The sequence below is a fragment of the Lentzea tibetensis genome, from assembly GCF_007845675.1.
Classification (GTDB): domain Bacteria; phylum Actinomycetota; class Actinomycetes; order Mycobacteriales; family Pseudonocardiaceae; genus Lentzea; species Lentzea tibetensis.
Genome location: NZ_VOBR01000005.1, coordinates 255,694 through 273,673, shown reverse-complemented (window position 1 = coordinate 273,673; position 17,980 = coordinate 255,694). Strand labels below are relative to the sequence as shown.

General features: G+C 69.9%; 13 protein-coding genes. 7 read left to right on the top strand and 6 right to left on the bottom strand.

Annotation, left to right across the window (positions count from 1 at the left end; all coding sequences use genetic code 11):
* The first annotated feature begins 7 nt into the window (after positions 1–7).
* Positions 8–1,318: a nucleotide sugar dehydrogenase gene (locus FKR81_RS09635; RefSeq protein ID WP_235921417.1), complete on the top strand. Its 1,311-nt coding sequence runs from the start codon at positions 8–10 to the stop codon at positions 1,316–1,318.
* Positions 1,251–2,225 carry an NAD-dependent epimerase/dehydratase family protein gene (locus FKR81_RS09630; protein WP_146350625.1) on the top strand — a complete coding sequence of 325 codons (975 nt, stop codon included), beginning with the start codon at positions 1,251–1,253 and terminating at the stop codon, positions 2,223–2,225. Before FKR81_RS09635 ends, FKR81_RS09630 begins: the two co-directional genes overlap by 68 nt.
* On the opposite strand, the gene FKR81_RS09625 is transcribed toward FKR81_RS09630, so the two are convergent.
* Positions 2,200–2,940, bottom strand: coding sequence for a hypothetical protein (locus tag FKR81_RS09625; RefSeq protein WP_222598205.1), 741 nt, complete (start codon positions 2,938–2,940; stop codon positions 2,200–2,202). The two genes, FKR81_RS09630 and FKR81_RS09625, sit on opposite strands and share 26 nt — an antisense overlap.
* Positions 2,898–4,178 (bottom strand): polysaccharide deacetylase family protein, encoded by a 1,281-nt coding sequence (locus FKR81_RS09620; RefSeq protein WP_146350624.1) that lies wholly within the window; start codon positions 4,176–4,178, stop codon positions 2,898–2,900. Before FKR81_RS09620 ends, FKR81_RS09625 begins: the two co-directional genes overlap by 43 nt.
* 231 nt (positions 4,179–4,409) lie before the next feature.
* On the opposite strand from FKR81_RS09620, the gene FKR81_RS09615 reads away from it, so the two are divergent.
* Both FKR81_RS09615 and FKR81_RS09610 read left to right on the top strand, forming a co-directional pair.
* Complete coding sequence (locus tag FKR81_RS09615) at positions 4,410–4,994, top strand: sensor histidine kinase (RefSeq protein ID WP_146350623.1); 585 nt, start codon at positions 4,410–4,412, stop codon at positions 4,992–4,994.
* Complete coding sequence (locus FKR81_RS09610) at positions 4,991–5,638, top strand: LuxR C-terminal-related transcriptional regulator (protein ID WP_146350622.1); 648 nt, start codon at positions 4,991–4,993, stop codon at positions 5,636–5,638. The genes FKR81_RS09615 and FKR81_RS09610 overlap by 4 nt, the downstream gene beginning before the upstream one ends.
* Before the next feature lie 3 nt (positions 5,639–5,641).
* Here FKR81_RS09610 and FKR81_RS09605 read toward each other — a convergent pair whose 3' ends face one another.
* Positions 5,642–7,669: an NPCBM/NEW2 domain-containing protein gene (locus FKR81_RS09605; RefSeq protein WP_235921416.1), complete on the bottom strand. Its 2,028-nt coding sequence runs from the start codon at positions 7,667–7,669 to the stop codon at positions 5,642–5,644.
* A gap of 182 nt (positions 7,670–7,851) precedes the next feature.
* Positions 7,852–9,558 carry an acyl-CoA dehydrogenase family protein gene (locus FKR81_RS09600; protein WP_235921415.1) on the bottom strand — a complete coding sequence of 569 codons (1,707 nt, stop codon included), beginning with the start codon at positions 9,556–9,558 and terminating at the stop codon, positions 7,852–7,854.
* A 165-nt stretch (positions 9,559–9,723) separates the two neighbouring features.
* On the opposite strand from FKR81_RS09600, the gene FKR81_RS09595 reads away from it, so the two are divergent.
* Both FKR81_RS09595 and FKR81_RS09590 read left to right on the top strand, forming a co-directional pair.
* Positions 9,724–10,809, top strand: coding sequence for a WD40/YVTN/BNR-like repeat-containing protein (locus FKR81_RS09595; RefSeq protein ID WP_146350619.1), 1,086 nt, complete (start codon positions 9,724–9,726; stop codon positions 10,807–10,809).
* A complete protein-coding gene (locus FKR81_RS09590; RefSeq protein WP_146350618.1) occupies positions 10,806–11,090 on the top strand; it encodes a ubiquitin-like small modifier protein 1 in 285 nt (94 codons plus the stop codon). The genes FKR81_RS09595 and FKR81_RS09590 overlap by 4 nt, the downstream gene beginning before the upstream one ends.
* Positions 11,091–11,789: 699 nt before the next feature.
* Here FKR81_RS09590 and FKR81_RS09585 read toward each other — a convergent pair.
* Together FKR81_RS09585 and FKR81_RS09580 are read right to left on the bottom strand one after the other, a co-directional pair.
* A complete protein-coding gene (locus FKR81_RS09585; RefSeq protein ID WP_146350617.1) occupies positions 11,790–12,644 on the bottom strand; it encodes an SWIM zinc finger family protein in 855 nt (284 codons plus the stop codon).
* Positions 12,637–15,618, bottom strand: a complete 2,982-nt coding sequence (locus FKR81_RS09580) for a DEAD/DEAH box helicase (protein WP_146350616.1) — start codon at positions 15,616–15,618, stop codon at positions 12,637–12,639. The genes FKR81_RS09585 and FKR81_RS09580 overlap by 8 nt, the downstream gene beginning before the upstream one ends.
* A gap of 69 nt (positions 15,619–15,687) precedes the next feature.
* Here FKR81_RS09580 and FKR81_RS09575 point away from each other — a divergent pair, with 69 nt between their 5' ends.
* A complete protein-coding gene (locus tag FKR81_RS09575; protein ID WP_146350615.1) occupies positions 15,688–17,160 on the top strand; it encodes an aromatic amino acid ammonia-lyase in 1,473 nt (490 codons plus the stop codon).
* Positions 17,161–17,980: the final 820 nt, after the last annotated feature.

Below are 17,980 nucleotides of genomic sequence, written 5' to 3'. Positions count from 1 at the left end.
TCGATGCGTGGACGTGGAGTCGGTCGCCATCCTGGGCATGGGGTACGTCGGGCTGCCGACCGCGCTCGGGTTGTACGCGAACGGTGTGCGGACGATCGGCATCGACATCAGCGCGCGCAGGCTCGCCGCGATCAGGGACGGTTCGGCGGACCTGCTCGACGACGACCGCCTCCGGTTGATCGAGGCGTTGGGGGACAAGAACTTCCTGCTGACGGCAGACACCTCCCTCGTGAGCGGCGCCGGCGCGGTGATCGTGTGCGTGCCGACGCCGCTCGACCGCTACCTGACGCCGGACCTGGATCCGTTGCGCGCGGCCTGCGCGTCCGTCGTCGAGCACGTCGTGCCCGGCCAGGTGCTGGTGCTCACGTCGACGAGCTTCGTCGGCACGACCCGCGAGCTGCTGGTGGAACCGTTGCTGCGCCGGGGTTTGGTGCCTGGACGCGACGTGTACGTGGCGTTCAGCCCGGAGCGCATCGACCCCGGACGCCCAGATCACCTGCAGCAGCGCACACCGCGCGTCGTCGGTGGCGTGACACCGGAGTGCACCGCGCGGGCGCGCGACGTGCTGCGGCTCATCACACCGATCGTGCACCCGGTGAGCTCGGCGGAGGCGAGCGAGCTGACCAAGCTGTACGAGAACTCGTTCCGCGCCGTGACCCTGGCGCTGGCCAACGAGTTCGCCGAGATCAGCCGCTGCTTCGGGCTCGACCCGATCGAGGTGACGCACGCGGCGGGCACCAAGCCGTACGGGTTCCTCGTGTCGTATCCGGGGCCCGGCGTCGGCGGGCACTGCATCCCGTGCGACCCGCACTACCTGTTGTGGCAGCTCCGAAGATCGCGGAGGGCCGCACCGATCGTCGAGGAGGCGATGCGCTCGATCGCCCAGCGCCCGCGCCAGGTCGCCGAGCACGCGGTGGAGACGCTGTCGTCCGCGGGCCGCGGCATGACCGGCGCGCGGGTGCTGGTGGTCGGGGTCAGCTACAAGCCGGGCGTGCAGGACCTCCGCGAGTCGTCCGCGCTGGAGCTGATCGGCGAGCTCGGCGCCCGCGGCGCGCTGGTGTCGTTCCACGACCCGCTGGTCCCGACGCTCGAGCTGCCGGGCGGCCGCGTGCTGGAGAGCGTGCGGGACCCGCGCGGTGTGGACTGGGACCTCGCGGTCATCCACACGATCCACCCCGGTTTCGACTACCAGTGGGCGCACGAGTGCCCGGTCGTGCTCGACGCCACCTACCGATTCGCGAGGCCACGCCATGAAGATCCTGGTCACCGGCGGCGCCGGGTTCATCGGCTCCCACCTGACCGAGCGCCTGCTGGCTGACGGGCACGAGGTCACGGTCCTCGACCTCATGACGACCGGCAGAGCCGAGAACCTGGCGCCCGTCGCCGACCACCCCGCTCTCTCGGTCATCAAGGGATCGGTCACCAACTCGTCCACTGTGGACCGTTGCGTCTCGTCGGTGGACGCGGTGTACCACCTCGCCGCCGCGGTCGGCCTGTTCACGATCCTCGACAAGACGCTGCTCTCGTTGCGCACCAACATCCGCGGCACGGAGAACGTCGTCGACGCCGCGTACCGGTACGGCACGCGCTTGCTGGTCGCGTCGACGTCCGAGGTGTACGGCAAGAACACCAAGGTCGGGCTGACCGAGGACGACGACCGGATCATCGGGTCGCCGCTGGTCAGCCGCTGGTCGTACGCCGAGGCGAAGGCCGTCGACGAGACGCTGACGCACATCTACGCGCGCGAGCTCGGGCTGCGCGCGGTGATCGTGCGGCTGTTCAACACCGTGGGGCCGCGGCAGAGCGGGCGGTACGGCATGGTCGTGCCGCGGTTCGTCGGGCAGGCGCTCGCCGGTGAGCCGCTGACCGTGTACGGGACGGGGCAGCAGATCCGCTGCTTCTGCCACGTCGCCGACGTGGTGCCCGCGCTGATCGCGTTGCTGGAGGACGACACCGCCACCGCGCAGGTGTTCAACGTCGGCAGCTCCGAGCAGGTGACCATCTCGGACCTGGCGAAGCGGATCATCGCGACGACCGGGTCGCGCAGCGAGATCACCTACGTCCCGTACGGGGAGGCGTACGGCGAGGGGTACGAGGACATGCTGCGGCGGGTGCCGGACTGCTCGCGCGCCGAGCAGCAGATCGGGTTCCGGCCGCGGCGCACGCTCGACGACATCATCGCGTCGGTCGTCGAGGACGTCACAGCACAACCCCTTGGCGCGTGACGACCTTCTTCCACGGGCCGTCCGGAACGGCCTGCTCCGCGACGAACCGCCAGTCCACCTCGTCGGTTTCCCCGTCGAGCTCGGCGAACCCGAGGCAGCCGTTCAGCGCGGGGGAGACGTCCATGCCCGCCCCGTTGAACTCCTTGTTGGCCGGCCGCCGGTCGTCGCGCCCGAACACGTACTCGGCGTCGTCGTACTGGCCGGGCCCGGCGTCCTCGATCTGCCCGTAACAGGTGCGGTCACCCTTGCGCAGCTGCACCCAGCGGTTCTTGAGGTAGGAGAAGCCCTGGTCGGTCTCCTTCCCCTTGAACTCGGCCGCCCACGGCACGACGTTCGCCCGCCGGGCGAACGCGCCGGGGTCGTTGAGGTCGTCGAACGGCAGGTCGAGGTAGAACGGGTTGTGCCGGGGCGTCATGGCGGTGGGGAAGTAGTCGTTCGCTGCCGTGCGCGGCTCGGTCCGGCACTCGTCGCCGTCCTGGATCCCGTCGCAGCCGCCGTAGTTCTCCATCCAGCGCGCGTCGTACGTCGACAGCACCTGGCTGCCGTCGTCGGCCGACGGGTCGAACACCTCGCCGACCCAGAACGTCGTCGCGACGATCCCGGTGTGCCAGGGGAGGTCCGGCGCGGGCACCGGTGTGCACGCGGCCAGCAGGAGGAGGACGAGCAGCGCTCTCATGACGCCCGCGCCCGCGGCCCGGAACCCGTCAGCGTCCACCCGTAGTCGTCGGTGGTGAGCGAGCCGACGGAGATCAGGGCGACGCCGAAGCTCAGCCCCGTCGAGTCCCTCGGCAGGGCAGGCGTCATCCACCGCGCCTCGCTCCACTCCAGCGACGGGCCGACCGGCGGACTGCTCGTCCAGTACACCCAGCCGCCCGTCGCGAGCCTGCGGTACACCGCGAACTGGGTGAAGCCGGTCGACTTGAACCACGCGCTGACCCGGTAGGCACGACCGGGCGTCGCGGACGGAGCGCACGTGCCGAGGTCGAAGTCCGGCAGGATCTTCGCGTCGCCGTTGCGGTGCGAGATGACGTCGAGTCGTTGCGCCCACTGCCCGGTGTGCGCGTCGTTCGTCCGCGTGCGGGTCACCTTGTTCTCGCCCCACCCGGCGGTGGACCAGCAGATCGGCAGCCCGTTGGCGTCCGGCGGCCCGTCCTCGAGGCCGGGGTTGACCAGCGCGGTGCGCGCCGCCGGTGGCACCGCGACGACCGGCCGGACCGGCCCGCCCATCACCTCGTGCACCGTGCGCACCTGCACGCGGCGCGCGACCAGCCACGCCGCGAACGCGTCCATGATCGCCGGGCTGAGCGAGAGGTCCGCGCAGCCGTCGCAGATCTGGTGCAGCACGATCGGCACCCACCCGCTGCTCGCGTTCAGCACCAGCGACTGGAGGTCGGCGAGCGTCCAGTCGCGGGTGACGAGGTCCGGTGCGCGCACGTCGTACGGGTTCTCCGGCGGGATGGTCTCGGCGGTGGAGCAGTCCAGGCAGTCGCGCGGTCCGCGCAGGTCACCGAGCGACCGGGCGCTGGTGTAGCCGCACTCGGCGGCGAAGCGCTGGACGTCGGGGTTGTACGCGGTGAACGGGTAGGCGAACGAGGTGACCTGGTGGCCCCACTCGGTGAGGGTCGCGCGGTCCGCGCAGATCTGCCGCCGCGCCTCGTCCGGGGCGATCTTGGTGAGATCCGGGTGGGAGACGGTGTGCCCGCCGATCTCGTGCCCGGCCGCCTTCAGCTCGTCGAGCTGGGCGCGCGTCAGGTGGGCTGCCGTGCCGACCGATCCGGAGATCACGTAGAAGGTGCCGTGCAGGCCGTACTTGCTCAGGATCCGCGCACCTGCCATCTGGTCGGCCGTGCTGTCGTCGATCGTGAACGTGACGACGGGGCCCGCCTGCTGTGCGGTGGCGGGGAGCGCTGCGATTACTCCGATGGTGAGAACAATCGCGAAGAGTGATTTCATTGAGGATCACTCGCATTTCGCGGGACTGAAATCCACGGTAGATCGAATTTGTCCGTCACGGCTCGTGTTCGCGGGTGAGAGCGCATACGTCATTCGTGGGGTCGGGCATGCATTGTGCCCCGATGCAGGTCATTGGCCTCTGGTTTTGCGCGGTCGCGCCGCTGAGGATGATCACTGCGCAACGGAATCCGTGATCAGGTCGATGGTATTTGAGAACGGACGGAGGTCCGAATGCGAAGTGCCCTGCGCGATGTGCTGCACGATCTCGGCCACGATCTCGCCACGCTTTCCTGCCTCGTCGAAGCGCTGCGCGGTGACCCGATGCTGCCCGCACAGGCGCGTCGCCGGGTCGAGCTGATCGACGAGGAGATGGTCCGGCTGCGCGACCACGTCCGGCACGCGGTGATGCGGTCGGGGGAGCCGGTGTCGCTGTCGGTGCGCGACGTCGCCGAGCGCATCGTGGTGCTCTCGGACGAAGCTGCCGAGACGTCCGTCGTGCTGCGGCCGGGCGCGCAGGCGTGGCTGCGGGTCGACGAGTCGGTGCTGTGGCGGATCCTGCGCAACGTCGTGGACAACGCGGTGCGTGCGGCAGGTTCGTCCGGCCGGGTCGAGGTCGACGTCACCTCCGTGGACGGTCAGATCGCCATCGAGGTGTCCGATGACGGGCTTGGTTTCGGCAACGGCTCACCGGGGTGGGCGACGCGCGGTCTGAACATCGTGACCGGCCTGGTCGCGGCGTGCGGGGGGAGTTTCGACGTGCGGGCCCGGCTGCCGCGCGGAACGTGTGTCCGCATCGTCTTCCAGGGGGAACCGTGATCAACCTCGTGCTCGCCGACGACCACGCCGTCTTCGTCGACGCGCTGAAGACCGTGCTGACCCAGCACGGGTTCGAGGTGGCCGCGGTCGCCGGGTCGGTGGCCGCACTGGTGCAACGCGTGCAGGCCGTGCGGCCGGACGTGTGCGTGGTCGACCGGCACTTCACCGACGGCGACGCCGTCGACCACATCGCGGGCGTGGTCGCCGGGGGCACCAAGGTCGTGGTGCTGACCGCGGACGGCGATGGTGACGCGGTCGTGCGCGCGCTGGACTCCGGTGCCGCGGGGTACGTGCACAAGTCGCGCGGGGTGGCCGCGCTCGCGGCCGCGATCCGGCGCGTGGCGTCGGGCGAGGTGGTCGTGGACCTGCCCGCGTGGCGCGGGCCGAAGCGTTCCGCTGCCGCCGCCGACGCGTACCGGCTCGCCGGGTACCTGACGCGGCGCGAGCGGGAGTGCCTGGAGATGCTGGTGGAAGGGCTCGGGACCACCGCGATGGCCCGCCGGCTCGGGGTGTCCGCGACGACCGTGCGCACGCACGTCCAGTCGTTGCTCACCAAGCTCGGGGTCCACTCACGCCTGGAGGCCGCGTCGCTGGCAGTGCGACACGGCCTCCTGGACCCCGGTCAGTTCGACCGGAGCGGCTGACCCCTACTTGCAGGTGATCTTCAGGTCACCCCAGTTGGCGTGGTCGTAGGACTTGCCGTTGCCGCCGTCGGTGATGATCAGGCGGACGACCGTCGCGCCGGTGACGTCGGCGGTGAGCTGCTTCGCCGCGTCCTGGCCGGTGACCGGGCCGCTGTCGTAGGCCTTCTTGTTGTCGCCCCACACCTCGTAGGTCACGAGGCTCAGCGGGTTGACCTTGTTGTCCTGGATGCCGATGGTCGCGGTGACCTGGGTGCAGTCGCCGCCCGCGTAGTACTCGATGTGCGCGGGGGCGTGCGTGCCGAGGCCCTTCGTGAACTTCTGGCCGCGGATCGAGATCGTCCCGCCGTCACGGGCGCCTGCCTCGCCGTTGGTCGTGTCGATCTCGACGGGGCCGTGGCCGTTGCTGGCGCGCAGCCAGCTGTGGTCACTGAGGAACTTCACGCCCACGGGCGCCGCTCCGGGCACGACCGCCTCGGTCTGGTAGCTCGTGCTGACCGGCGTCGTGCTGCTCGGCGAGGTGTAGGTGAACGTCGCGCCCACCGGGAACCTGCCGGGCTTCGCGGTCGCCGGGACCAGCACCTCCCACGTGGTCTGGAACTGCTTCTCACCGGAGAGGATCAGCTTCGTGGGCGACGACTTCGGCGTGACCGTCCAGCCGTCCGGCACGGTCAGCTTCGCCTGCGTGTGGAAGATCGGCAGGCGTCCGGTGTTGCTGACGGTCGTCGTGTAGGTGACCGGCTTGCCGGGCGTCACGAGCGGCATCGCGCCGGGGTAGAGCACGGCCGCGTCGGCACCGGCGGTGACGGCGGGCGGGTAGCTGTACCAGTCGTTGCTCGCGCTGACGCGGAACATCGCGCTGCCGTGCGGCGGGAGCGCCGCGCTGATCGAGCCGGCGGAGTGCGTCGTGGTCTTCGCCCACAGGTCGCGGACCGTGTACGCGAACGACTTCGGCAGCCCGATCTCCTCGGCGGTGGTGCTGATCTGCGCGCCGCTGTCGTTCTCGTTGAACAGCAGGACGGCCTTGTCGCCGTTCGTCAGCGGCTTCACGAAGACGTACATGCCGCCCTCGGTGCGGATCGCCTTGCCCTGCACGCCGAGCTTGTCCTGGTCGACCGCGATGACGTCCTTGTTGCCCAGGATCTCGAACATCTCGGGCTTGACCTTGCGCAGGTCCGCGCCGATGAGCAGTGGTGCGGCCATGATCGCCCAGAGCCCGAAGTGGCTCTTGTACTCGACGTCCGTCATGCCGCCGTTGCCGACCTCGAGCATGTCCGGGTCGTTCCAGTGGCCGGGGCCCGCGTACTCGGCGAGCACCATGTTGCGCTTGGCGATCGACACCATGCTGTTCCAGTTGTCACCGATGTCGCCGGTGGTGCGCCACAGGTGGCCGACGTCCTTCGCCCACTCCCACGGCTTGTTCTGGCCCCACTCGCACAGAGAGAACACGATGGGCCGTCCCGTGGCCTTCAGCGCGTCGCGCATCTTCGTGTAGCGCATCTTGGCGTCGACGCCCTGGTTGTTGCAGTTGTCGTACTTGAGGTAGTCGATGCCCCAGCTGGCGAACAGCTTCGCGTCCTGCTCCTCGTGCCCGAGCCCGCCGGGGAAACCGCCGTCCTTGTTGCAGGTCTTGGTTCCGGCGCTCGTGTAGATGCCGAACTTGAGGCCCTTGCCGTGCACGTAGTCCGCGACGGCCTTGATGCCGTTGGGGAAGCGCACCGGGTGCGGCACCAGGTTGCCGTCGGCGGCGCGTTCCGGCAGCGCCCAGCAGTCGTCGATGTTGACGTACTGGTAGCCCGCGTCCTTCAGGCCCTTGTCGACGAAGATGTCGGCGATGCCCTTGACCATGGCCTCGTTGAAGTCCGCACGGCAGTGCGTCGAGTTCCAGTTGTTGAAGCCCATCGGGGGCGTCAGCGCCAGGCCGTCGTCGATCTGGGCCGTGGGCTGCGCGGTGGCCTGCGGTGCGGTGATGAGTCCGGCGCCGAGAACGGTCGCGATGAGGGCTGTGCGCCACTTCGATCTGCGTTGATCCACGTGCACGCGCTCCTTGGCAAGGGGACGGTCAGGAGTGGCGGCGGCGGGATCGCGCTCAAGATGCAACAAGGTTGAACACGACCGGACACATCAAAACGTTTTCATCGTTGTCACGTCAAGAGGCGGAGCTGTCTTGAATCGACAGCTCCGCCCTGCTTGTCCGTTGTTTGATCCTGTTGGATCTACGGGCGCATCGCGTACGCGCCCGACAGGCCCTTCACCTGCTCCCACACGTGGTCGAAGCGCTCCTGGTCGGAGTGCGGCTTGCGGACCTGGCCCAGCGCCCACTGCTGCTGCTTCTCGGTCGAGCTCGTCTTGCCGTGCAGCGCGACCGCGTAGCCGCTGAAGTCGCGGACGAGGAAGTCGAAGATCTGGTCGAGGAGCTTCGGGTCGGTGCCCGTGATCTTCGCCTGCTCCAGCACCAGCTGGCCGTACACGACGAGCGTGAACAGGTGGCCGAGGTTGAGCAGGAAGTCGAGGTCCTGCTGCTGCTTCTCGTCCGGCGCCGCGGTGGTCAGCAGCGTCTTGATCGCGTTCGCCTGCTCGTGGAACAGCTGGACGTTCGGGATGTGCGCGTGCTCGGCGTAGACCGGTTCCCAGTCGTGGAACTGGATCTTGCCGAGACCGCGCGCGGGACCCTGCTTGAAGAAGAAGTCGTCGTTCGTGGCGTCGTGCCTGCTCGGGACCTCGTCGTACTGCTTCGGGTTGAACAGGTAGTTCGGCATGAACTTCAGCACCAGCGCGAGGTTGACGTGCACCGTGCCCTCGAGCTTGGGCAGCGCGCGGATGTCCGCGGTGGCGCGGGTGAAGTACGTGTCCTTCTCGAAGCCCTTGGCCGCGATGACGTCCCACAGCAGGTCGATGACCTGCTCGCCCTCGCTCGTCACCTTCATCTTCGTGATGGGGTTGAAGAGGAGGTAGCGGCGGTCGGTGTCGTTGGCGCTGCGGAAGTAGTCGACGCTCCGGTCCGCGAAGAGCTTCATCGCGGTCAGGCGCGCGTACGCGTCGACGAAGTTCTGCTTGACGTGCGGGAAGTCCGTGACCGGGCTGCCGTACAGGATCCGGTTGTGCGCGTGCGTGATCGCCTCGTAGAAGCTGTGCTCGCAGATGCCGATGCTCGCCGTGCACAGGTTGAACTTGCCGACGTTCACCGTGTTCAGCGCGGCGGAGAACGCCTCGGCGCCGGTGTGCAGGATGTCCGCTTCGCTGACCGGGTAGTCCTCGAGGCGGAACTCGCTGACGAACATCTGCGAGTCCACGACGTTCTTGATGAGCTTGAAGTTGTCGCTCTGGCTGTCGACCGCGAAGAACACGTACCCGTCGGTGCCGTCGATGTCCGTGCGGCGGCCGAAGACGCTGACCATGCCCGCGACGTTGCCGTTGCCGATGTAGTACTTGCCGCCGTTGGCCTTGTACCCGTCCTCGGTGGGCGTGAGCAGCATGTCCGTCGAGTAGACGTCCGCGCCGTGCTCCTTCTCGGACAGGCCGAACGCGAACACCGCGCCGCTGTCGAGCAGGTTGGCCGCCTTCTGGCGGGCTTCGGCGTTGGCGCTCATCCAGATCGGGCCGAGGCCGAGGACCGTGACCTGCCAGGCGTACCAGTACTGCAGCCCGTAGAACCCGAGCACCTCGCTGAACGCCGCGTTGCGGGCGCCGTCCCAGCGCTTGTTCGCGTCCTGGCCTGCCTCTGACTGCGGGGTGCAGAAGGTGGCGAAGAGCTTCTCGCGCTTCACGAAGTCCAGGAACTCGCTGTACCAGACCTTGTCCTGGGCGTCCGCGATCAGCTGGCGCTTGCCGCGGTTCTCGAACCAGTCGATGGTCGCGCGCAGCAGCCTCTGGGTCTCGGCGTCCAGGTGCTCGGGCTGGTAGCTGTTGGGGTCGAACAGCACTGGGGACCTCCTCGTCTCGTTTCGGAGGCTACCAGTGAGTAACTTGCGGCACCACGTGGTGTTTCCACAGTGCATAGCGGCGCATTCGACGAGGTCCCGGCCTCGCGACCAGAAATTGTCAGACCCCCGGCGTAGCGTGCTCCACATCACAAACCAGGAGGCGAGATGGCTTCGAAAGTCCTCCTCGCGATCGGCACCCGCAAAGGGCTGTGGGTGGCGACCAGCGACGACCGCTCGACGTGGCAGCTCGACGGACCGCACCACGCGATGACCGGCGTGTACGCGGTCGGCATCGACACGCGCGGCCCAGCGCCACGCCTGCTGGCGGGCGTGACGAGCGAACACTTCGGGCCGTCGGTGGCGACGTCCGACGACCTCGGCGCCACCTGGGACGAACCGGACCACGCGCCCATCTCGTTCCCGGAAGAGGGCGCGCTGGAACGGGTGTGGCAGCTCCAGCCCGGCCCGGCGTCGCAGCCGGGCGTGGTGTGGGCGGGCACCCAGCCGTCCGCCCTGTTCAAGTCCACCGACGGCGGCAGCACCTACGCGCTGGTCGAGGGACTGTGGAAGCACCCGCACCGCGAGGAGTGGGGCGCGGGCTTCGGCGGCCAGGCGATTCACTCGATCGTGCCCGACCCCGCCGACCCCGACCGGATGACCGTGGCGATGTCGACCGGCGGCGTCTACCGCACGTCGGACGGCGGCAGCTCCTGGCAGGCGAGCAACACCGGCATCAAGGCGTACTTCCTGCCGGACCCGTACCCGGAGTTCGGCCAGTGCGTGCACAAGATCGCGCAGCACCCCGCCGAGCCGTCCCGCTTCTACGCGCAGAACCACCACGGCGTGTACCGCAGCGACGACGGCGGCGAGACGTGGAAGTCGATCGCGGACGGCCTGCCGACGGACTTCGGTTTCGCGATGGTCGTGCACCCGCGCCAGCCGGACACGATCTACAACTTCCCGATCAAGGCCGACGGCATGCGCTTCCCGCCGGAGGGCAAGTGCCGCGTGTACCGCAGCCGCGACGCGGGCAACACCTGGGAGTGCCTCGGCGACGGCCTGCCGGACGGCTTCTGGACGGCCGTCATGCGCGACGCGATGTGCGTGGATGACGCCGACCCGGCCGGCATCTACTTCGGCTCGCGCTCCGGCGCCGTCTACGGCAGCTCGGACGAGGGCGACCACTGGCACCTGGTCGCCGAGAACCTGCCGGACGTGCTGTCGATCAGGGCCGCGGTGATCGCGACGTGAAGGTGTCCGTACTGGTGCCCGGCGTCCTGCGCTCGGCAGTGGGCGGCGCCTCTCGTCTCGACGTGGACGTCGCCGACCCAGCCACCCTCGGCGCGGTGCTCGACTCGCTGGCCGAGCGCTACCCGGCACTCGACCGCAAACTCCGCGACGAACGCGCCACCCTGCGCCGCTACGTCAACATCTACGTGGACGGCGAGGAATGTCGCCGCCTCGACGGCCCGGCGACGGCCGTCACCCCAGGCGCGGAAATCCAGATCATCCCGTCCGTAGCGGGAGGCTGACCCTGGCCCCTTCCTCCAACAACTGAATCGCGCAGAGCCGCGCGTGTGGACGGCCTGGCAACGGCTGTCATGCCAGGCGCGGAGATCCAGCTCATCCTGTCGGTGGCATGGGCTGAGCCTGGACGCTTCCTCGGCAGCTGAGTCGCGCAGACCGCGAGCCACGTGTCTGGCCAGCCCGGCGACGGCCGTCACCTCAGGCGATCCGGCTTCCGGACGAGCTGCTCGCGCCACTGCTTCGTCAGCGTGGACGCGCCGTCGGAGTGCTCGGATCGTGCTGTCCGCAGCTCGCTTCGGGACCATCCGTGCGTGGACCAGGCACTACCTGGCGACTCTGTACTCGGAGCGCCAGGGCGGGCGACCTAGCGGCTGGGCGATCGCCGTTGGTGCGGAGCTGCGAAACACGGTGCATGTCTGATCTCGTGCGCACCTCCCGGCGGTTGCGTTCCTACCTAGCTGCACACCGGCCACATCGGATGCCCGCTCCTGCGCCTACTGACGAGCCGTGGCCTTCGTGCGCCGAGCACGAATCGGTGCCGCGCAGCTGTATTTGTGCGTGACTTCCCCGGTGCTGCTGGTCCCGGACGGCGCGGACGTGCTGCAGGTCCCGTCCTGCCCCACCGAACGTGCACCGGGTGGCGCTGGCTCTGTGCCCGCTCCGCGACGCGCCGGTTCCCGCGTCCTTCCGTGCCCAGGTCCCGATCAGCCGTCGGTAGCGGAAGGGTCTTCGATCATCGCCCGGTAGACGGGGCGCAGCAGGTCGACGAAGTTGGTGCGGCGCACGGTGATCGGCACGGCGTCGAGCTGGTCGAGCACCGCGTCGGGACGCACCGTGAGCGGTTCGGCCGGCCCGCCGAGCGCGATCGAGTCCTGCTTGCGCCAGAAGTCGTCGAGGCACTTCGTCAGCGGCGGAGCCTCGTCCTGGGCAGTCGTCCGCACCTTCTTGCCGTCACCCTTGCTGGCACGCAACGTGCGCAGCCGCTCGAGCAGGTCGTCGCGGCTGCGGCCGCGCCAGGCGAGGATCTCGAACGGGTCGGAGTCGAACGACTCGGCGAGCAGGTAGCAGGTCGCCGCGAGGTGCTTGCACGGCACTTCCCAGTCGGGGCACGAGCAGTCCATGGTGAGCTCGCGCATCGACGTCGGGAAGAGCCGCAGGCCGAGCTCGGCGAACAGGTCCTCGATGTCGGGCGGCATCTCACCGGCCAGCAACTTGGCCGCGTACAAGGCCTTGCCCGCCAGCGCGTGCTCGATCCGGCGCCACTCGTCGGCGGTGAAGGCCTTGATGGCGATGCGCGTCCGGTACGGGGTGTCCCGCGAGCCCTGCACGAGCGCGATCACCATGCTCGTTGACAGCGAGAGGCTGAGCACCTGGCCCTGGCGCGCGTAGTTGCGACCGCGCGTCAGGCGTCCGCCCATGCCGAACGACTCGAGCACCTCGATGAACCGGCGCGACCACCACGTCTGGCCGATCTCACCGCGTTTGCTCTGCGCCTTGAGACCGCCCTCGACGCGGATGGGCTTGCGGAACTGGCGCTCGCCGGACCAGTGGTCACTCACCGATGGCCTCCCCGGACAACGCGAGCAGCTCGCGCAGCTGCGTCGTGGACAGCTCGGTCAGCCAGTTCTCACCCGCGCCGATCACGAGCTGGGCGAGCGCGCGCTTCTCCTCGATCATCCGGTCGATGCGCTCCTCGAGCGTGCCGATGCAGACGAACTTGCGCACCTGCACCTTCTGCTGCTGGCCGATCCGGAACGCGCGGTCGGTCGCCTGGTCCTCGACGGCCGGGTTCCACCAGCGGTCGAGGTGGATCACGTGGTTCGCCGCGGTGAGGTTGAGACCGGTGCCGCCCGCCTTGAGCGACAACAGGAAGATCGACGGCCCGCCCGTCGACTGGAACCGCTCGACCATCGCGTCGCGCGCGGCCTTGCTGGTGCCGCCGTGCAGGAACAGCACGTCGGTGTCGAAGCGCGCGCTCAGGTGCGGCACGAGCATGCTGCCGAACTCGGTGAACTGCGTGAAGCACAAGGCCTTGTCGCCTTCGGCGAGCACCTCGTCGAGAATCTCCTCGAGCCGCGTCAGCTTGCCGGACCGGCCCGCGACGCGGGACCCGTCGCTGAGGAAATGCGCCGGGTGGTTGCAGACCTGCTTGAGCTTCGACATCGTCGCGAGCACGAGTCCCTTGCGCTGAATGCCTTCGCTCTCCTCGATGCGCAGCAGCATGTCGTTCACGACGGCCTGGTAGAGCGACGCCTGCTCGGGCGTCAGGTTGCACAGCTGGCGCATCTCGACCTTGTCCGGCAGGTCGGAGATGACCCGAGGGTCGGTCTTGACGCGGCGCAGCACGAACGGGCTCGTGATCTTGCGCAGCCGCGCCGCGGCGCCCTGGTCGTTGTGCCGCTCGACCGGCACGGCGAACCGCGCGCGGAACGTGTTGATCGTGCCCAGCACGCCGGGGTTCGCGAAGTCCATGATGGACCAGAGCTCGGCGAGCCGGTTCTCCACTGGCGTACCGGTCAGCGCGACGCGGTGGCGCGCGGGCAGCTGCCGCACGGCCTGCGACTGCCTCGTGTTGCTGTTCTTGATGTTCTGCGCCTCGTCGAGCACCACGCGGTCCCAGTTGATCTCGCTGAGCACGTCGCCGTCGCGCGCGGCCAGCGAGTACGTCGTGAGCACCAGGTCGTGTTCCTCGACGGCCTCCCGGAACGCGTCGCCGCCGAACCGGTCCGCGCCGTGGTGCACGTGCACCGACAGCTCGGGCGTGAACCGCGCGGCCTCGCGCTGCCAGTTGCCCACCACGGACATCGGGCAGATCAACAGCGTCGGCGGACGCTTGCCTTCAGCGCGGTTGAGCGCCTCCAACGCCAGCAGCTGCACGGTCTTGCCGAGCCCCATGTCGTCCGCGAGGCACGCACCGAGCCCGAGCTTGTCGAGGAACGCGAGCCAGGCGAGCCCGCGCCGCTGGTACGGCCGCAGCGTCGCGCCGAACCCCTCGGGCGGCTCGACGGGTTCCAGGCTCTGCTCCGCCTTGCCGGACAACAGGTCCCCGAGCCAGCCGTCACCGGTCACCGACGTGAGCGGCAGCGGAAGGCTCTCGTCCTCCGGATGCAGTCCACTGTGGAGCATGACCTGCGCGGCCGTCATCTGCCCACCGCCGCGCTTGAGGAACGCGAGCCCAGCGGCGAGCCGCTTCTGGTCGACCTGCACCCACTGCCCGCGCACCTTGACCAGCGGCACCTTCGCCGCCGCCAGTGCGACCAGCTCCGCCTCGGTCAGTGCGTCCTCGCCGAGCGCGAGCTCCCACTTGTAGTCGACGATCGACTTGAGCCCGATCTCGCTCTCCTTGGCGACCGTGCCCGCCGTGCCGCGACTCGACGTCGTCAGCTTCAGCCCGAGCTTCGCCGGCTGCTGCCACCACGACGGCAACAGCACGCCGAACCCGGCCTGCGTCAGCAGCGGCGCCGTCTGCAGGAACCGGTACGCACCCTCGGCGTCGACCTCCAGCTCGGCCGGGTGCGACGTGTGCAGCGCCAGGTCCAGGTCCGGGCACAGCCTGCTCGCGCGCCCGAGGTCCGCGAGCAGGAACTCCTGCGGCGACGGGATCCACCGCCGCAGCACGCTGTCGTCCGCGAACCACACGCGCTCGGCGCCCACGAGCACGCTCGGGTCGTCGACCGACTGCAGCAGGAACTCGACCGCCCACTCGTCCTGCTCCAGCTCGCCCTGACCGGGGGAGCGCAGCCGGAAGCACGTCCGCACCGGACTGCTCTGCGCACCGCTCGCGTGCCACCGCTCGAGCTGCTCGCGCAGTTCGTACAGCTCGACCGGATCCGCCTCGAACGCCGGTTCACCGCTGAGCGCCCCGAGCCACGCCTCGGCCGTGGACACCCGCCCGCGCCGCCGCGGCACGACCTGCAGCGCACCGAGCCGCGCGCGAACCTCCTCGTCCACGGCCGTGGCGAGCGCGGCCCGCACCAGCTCGGCCGGACTGCTGACGATCTCCTCACACCGGCACGCGGGCGGCATCGCCGCCTGCAACGAGGCGAACCGCGCCGTGTCCGCACCCGTCAGCGCGGGCAGCCAGCACGCCACCGCCTGATCGGCTTGCACGGACGGCAGCACCCGCCCGCGCGCGACCAGCTCCCGCGCGAACGCGGCCACCTCGAGCACGAACCGGGCCGAGTCGCTCAGCCGCACGTCCGCGCCGGGCTCGGCGTCCGCTCGCAGCGGGATCGTCGGCACGACCCACTGCCGCAGCTTCACCGCCCCGCGCGGCGCGCGCCCAGCCGTGAGCGGATCGCGCACCAGCTCCGGCGACGCGGCCGGTCCGCTCGCGTACGACGGCAACAGCAACTTGCGCGGCGTCGCCTTCACCTCGTCGTGGCCGAGCGCGGCGGCGAGCACGTCACCCGGCACCGCGAACGGGTGCGGCACCTCGCGGCGCTTGCTGTCCGTGCGCGCGGGCAGCTCGGAGTCCTCCGCCCACAGCACCAGCCGGCCGTCGGCGGCGCACAGCCCCTGCAGCACCAGCACCCCAAGACCCTATGCGGTCGTCAGAATCACTGGTCGGTACCACCTCCATTCGTGTGTTCACATATCCGCATGGCCGAAGACACCCTGGACCTGGGCCCGTCGGACGAGCCGGTCGTCCTCGACGGCAGCTCGCTCGGCGGCGAGGACGTCGTCCGCGTCGCCCGCTTCCACGTCCCCGTCGCCGTGCACGCCGACGGCAAGCAGCGCGTCGTCGCGTCCTGGCACGCCAGCGGACGCCTGGTCGCCAGGCAGCAGGTGTACGGCCGCACCACCGGCGTCGGCGCGAACCGCACCGAGATCATCGACACCGAGGGCTGGGCCGAACACGGCCTGCGCCTGCTGCGCAGCCACGCCGGCGGCCTCGGCGGCATGCTCCCGGAGGAACAGGTCCGCGCGATGCTGGTCGTCCGCCTCAACCAGCTCCTCGCAGGCGGCGCGGGCCTGCGCCCCACCGTCATCGACGCCCTGGCCACAGCACTGAACAGCGGCTGCTACCCCGGCGTCCACGAGTACGGCGCGATCGGCACCGGCGACCTCACCGCACTGGCCGAGACCGGCCTCACCCTGATCGGCGAGCGCTACTGGCTGGGTTCGACGAACACCCCGGACCCGATCGAGCTCGACTCGGGCGACGCACTCGCCTTGATCAGCAGCAACGCACTGACCATCGGCATGGCCGGCCTCGCCTGGCACACCGCCCGGCAACTGCTCCAGGCAACCCACCTCGTCACGGCTCTGTCGTTCCTGGCCGTCAACGGCTCGGCCGAGGCCTACGCGGAACGCGTCCACCAGGGCCGCCCGCACCCCGGCCAGGTCGCGGTCGCCACCGAGATGCGCCGCCTGCTCGGCACGCCCCGCGCAGGCGCCCGCATCCAGGACCCGTTCGGCTACCGCTGCTTCCCGCAGATCCACGGCCCCGCGATCGACGCCACCGCCGACCTGGGCCGGGTGATCGAGATCGAGATCAACGCCGCGGCGGAGAACCCGCTCATCTGGGCCGAGGACGAAGCCGCCTACCACCACGGCGCCTTCCACTGCGCCTACCTCGGCCAGACCCTCGATCGCGTCCGCCTGGCCGTGCTGCACACCGGCCACCTGTCGACCGCACGCCTCGCCACGCTCGTGGAACCGAACTTCACCGGACTCCGCCCGTTCCTGGCGGACGGAACCCGCGGCAGCTCGGGCGTGATGATCCTCGAGTACAGCGCCAACTCCGCACTCGCCGAGGTGCGCACCCTCGCCGAGCCCGCGAGCCTCGGCAACGCCGTCGTGTCGCGCGGCCTGGAGGAACACTCCAGCTTCGCGTTCCAGTCGGCGAACCAGGCGATTCGCTCGCTGTCGGCATTCCGGCTCGTGCTCGCGTGCGAACTGGTCGCCGCGGTGCGCGCCCTGCGCCTGCGCGGTGTCACGCCGGACACCGAGCCGTTGCGGACGGCTTACGAGCTGGCCGAGTCCAAGTTGAACCCGGACATGTCCGATCGGCAGCTCAGTCCCGACGTCGAGGCTGCTTCGGCGCTGCTGGACGAGTTCGCGATCTGCTGACCCCGCCGGCCGCGCCTCCTTCCTTTCGCGGGACGCGCGATGCCGACCCCGGTTGCGCCCGGTGCGCGAGGCCGGCGTGTGAACGGGCCGTTCACACGCCGCGCTTGGCCACGTGCCTCACGCCGGCCTAGCCACTGGCGATGGCCAGGCCGGTGATTGGCACATGGATCGGCCGTGCGGCTCTCGCTCCGCCGCGATCGGCCCATGCGGCTGCCCGCCCCGCCGCGCGTCCTTCCTTTCGCGGGACGCGCGATGCCGACCCCGGTTGCGCCCGGTGCGCGAGGCCGGCGTGTGAACGGGCCGTTCACACACCGGGCACGGCCGCCTTCCTCACAGACCGGGCATAGCTGCTTGCCTGACGCACCGACTTGGCCCGCCCGCCTCACAGCCAGGCCGGGCATAGCCGCCTGCCTGACGCACCGACTTGGGCCGTGCGCCTCACAGACCGGGCACAGCTGCCTGCCTCACGCACCAGCTTGAGCCGCCACCTCAGACCAGGTCTGACCGCCTGCACGCCGACGATCGACTCCCGCCCCACCCCGCGCCCGGTGTCCCCGCGGCAGCGTTGCCGGCACCGCGACACGACGCCCGGCACGCACGGTGCTCTGGCCAGGCACCGCGACGCCCTTGCCCGGCCGCGGCGCCCTACGAGCAACCGTGAGTGACGAGCCTGGCCGCCCCTGCCGCGGCCAGGCTCGTCACTCCGCACCTGGCGCGTGCCGGCTGTCGCACAACACTTCGCGCGTGCCGGACATCGCTCAGGTGGCCGTGGGCGCCAGGCATCGCACACCTCGTGGGTACTGGGCATCGCACAACACTT